Here is a 2661-nt window from a genome sequence, read left to right as displayed (position 1 = left end):
TGTCATTTGCCACCGCTATGGGGCCACCTGGATTGCCACGAGCATGGGACCACCTTGGCGCGTTATTGAGGATGCTCTGCGGGGTTGGGTCGGTCAAGTCCGGGTCGGTGTCGTTGGCGGTAGGAGGGGCCCTCGATGACCAGGGTGTGCGCGCGTGAGGTGAGTCGGTCGATGGCCGATTGGGCGAGTAGCGCGTCGGCGGTCATGGTGAGCCATTCGGCGGGTTCTCGGTTGGATGTGACGATGGTGGTCTTGGTCTGCTGGTGGCGTTCGACGACGAGTTCGTAGAAGTCGTTGGTTTCGGTCGCGTCGAGGGCTCTGAGTGCGAAGTCGTCGATGATCAAGACGTCGATGGCGGTGATGCGGCGAAGTTCGGCGTCGACGCTGTTGTCGAGGCGGGCGGCTTTGAGTCGGTGGAACAGTTTGTCCGCCCGCGCGAACAACACTGTTTTGCGGCGGCCGATAGCCATGTGGCCCAACGAGTTTGCTAGATGTGTCTTGCCGACTCCGACGGGGCCGAGCAGGATTGCGGAGTGGCCGGCGTCGATGAACCGCAGGGTGGTGAGGTCCTCGAGCAGCGGACGGTCGTAGAGTAGATCGTCTGCCGCGCACCAGGTGTCGATCCGCATGCGGGGGTCGAGACCGGCTTTGGCTGATCGTCGGGCGGCGGAGCTGGATTCACGCCGTGAGACTTCATCGGCGAGCAATTGTTGCAGGAACGTCAGGTGCGAGGTTTTGTGTTGGCGGGCCAGGGCTGCGCGTTGGGGCAGGGTGTCGGCGAGGGCTCCGAGTTTGAGGGTTTTGAGCAGGCCGAGCATGTCGGCGCCGACAGGTTCGGGCACACTGTTGGTGGTTCGGGTCATCGGTTCACTCCTGAATGGTGTTGTCGGGGTTGGGAACAAGAGTCAACTGTGTTCTGTTGGTTGCGTATTCGGAGGGGTCACGGGCAAAGCGAGACGATTCCGACCCGGCGGCCACGGGCATGTCCGGGGTGGTTTTCTCGGTGGCCTGCTCAAGCATCGAGGCGATCTTGGGCACGGCGATGACATCGAACTCCAGGGCGGTGGCACAGGCAGCATCGACGGGTCCGGGCCCGTAGGTGCGCACCAGGCCGAGCAGGGTATACACCGCCCGCACCCGAGACCATGGGCGCGGGTCATCGACGATACGGGCCGCGTAGAGCCCGATATGGGGGCCGTGATGTTCGCAGGTGGATTGCAGCTTGCTGATGTTGCGCAGCGCGTAGGCAGCCTTGTCCGCGGGGTAGTCGTGGGGGTCGGTGCTCTGCCCGCCGGCGGGCTGGCGCGGGTGTTGCTTGACCAACTCGCCGCGGTGATAGAACTTCACCGCTTCGCTGTCCAGGCGCACATCCAGTGTCGAGCCGATCCAGGTTTCGGGCAGCGAGTACAGTGCTTTGCCGACCGAGGCGTGAAAGTCTCTGTGCACCTTGACCTGTTTGAAGATCGGTACGTCGTAGTCGGCCGGTATCGGTAACAGGTGGGTGCGTTCGTCGGTGTCGAACAGCACCGCCGGCGCGGCGGCGGTGGTGCCGTGAATCCGCAGTCCCGCAGTGCTCTGGCACCATGCCACCGCGGCGGCCTGGGCATCGGGCAGGCTCGAGAATCGCTCACCGGCCCAAAAGTTGTTCTGCACGTAGTGGATGGTGCGTTCCACCCGCGGTTTGTCGGTTGGTGTGGCGACTCGGGCGGTGTCGGTGACGAACCCGGCATGCTGGCCGTAGTCCAACCAGCCCCGAGACAACCTCGGATTGAGGATGTCGGCCCGGGTGACAATAGGTTTCATGTTGTCCGGAATGATCACAGCGAACACTCCGCCGAAGAACTCCCACGCCGCTGAACAGCCCTCGAGGATCGCTGACAGGGTTTGGGTATGCGTCAGCCACACGAACGTATGCCGCGAGTACACGGCGGTGAACACCAGCGCGAACACTTTGCGGCGCTTACCTGTTGACGCATCATCGAGCAGTCCGAGGTAACCGAAGTCGATCTGGCACTCCACCCCGGGATCCCCATCAGCCACCCGCACCGTGGTCGTGGTGCGTCGATACCCGCAGCACTCGGTCGCGAACCGCACCAGCGTCCGGTACGGGACCACACATCCCTGACGGGCGAGCAGGATGTGAATCTTGGTCACCGTCAACGGTTCTGGATTCTCCGGTGCCCCTCCCTTCACCCACTGCGTAATCTGTTCGGTGAACGGCACCAACGCTTCCCACGCCTGACCATGCCCATTCGGCCGCGCCGGACGCACCCCGGCCACCACCGCACCGAGCAACTCATCGGTCAGTGCCGCCGCGCCGGCCTCACGTGTCAACCCCGCCGCCTGCGCTGCCGCGATGTAGCGTCGCACCGTCTTCCTGTCGATACCCGCGCGCGCGGCGATCGTGCGCAGACCCGGCGCTGGTAACCCCACCGCCAGGCCCAACCACAACCGCAGGACTTCTCTGATCTCTTCCACTGCAACCTCCCGGTAGCCCATGCCGTTGGCCCCTTCCGTGAACATCGTCACGGCCGAGTCAACGGACAAATGAAGGGACCACCGACGCGACGCGCCGGTGGTCCCATAACTGGCAATCCAGGTGGTCCCATCCCCATGGCAAACAATCAGCCCAGGGTGGTCCCTTCACGGTGGCAAATGACA

At 63.8% G+C, this 2661-nt stretch carries 2 protein-coding genes; both read right to left on the bottom strand.

All coding sequences use genetic code 11. The features are described from left to right. Positions 1-62: 62 nt before the first annotated feature. Positions 63-863, bottom strand: coding sequence for an ATP-binding protein (locus ACIGKQ_RS25220; protein WP_235721778.1), 801 nt, complete (start codon positions 861-863; stop codon positions 63-65). Between the two features lie 4 nt (positions 864-867). Continuing rightward, positions 868-2499, bottom strand: coding sequence for an IS21 family transposase (gene istA / locus ACIGKQ_RS25215; RefSeq protein WP_372512472.1), 1632 nt, complete (start codon positions 2497-2499; stop codon positions 868-870). Positions 2500-2661: the final 162 nt, after the last annotated feature.

Origin of the sequence: Gordonia sp. NPDC062954 (assembly GCF_044543825.1) — a bacterium.
Lineage (GTDB): Bacteria > Actinomycetota > Actinomycetes > Mycobacteriales > Mycobacteriaceae > Gordonia > Gordonia tangerina.
The sequence above is the reverse complement of the archived record's forward strand: the minus strand, read 5'-3'. Positions and strand labels throughout refer to the sequence as shown.

Coding starts and splice junctions, on each gene's coding strand:
- ACIGKQ_RS25220 (WP_235721778.1), bottom strand. CDS start 863: ATGACCCGAACCACCAACAGTGTGCCCGAACCTGTCGGCGCCGACATG.
- istA (WP_372512472.1), bottom strand. CDS start 2,499: ATGGGCTACCGGGAGGTTGCAGTGGAAGAGATCAGAGAAGTCCTGCGG.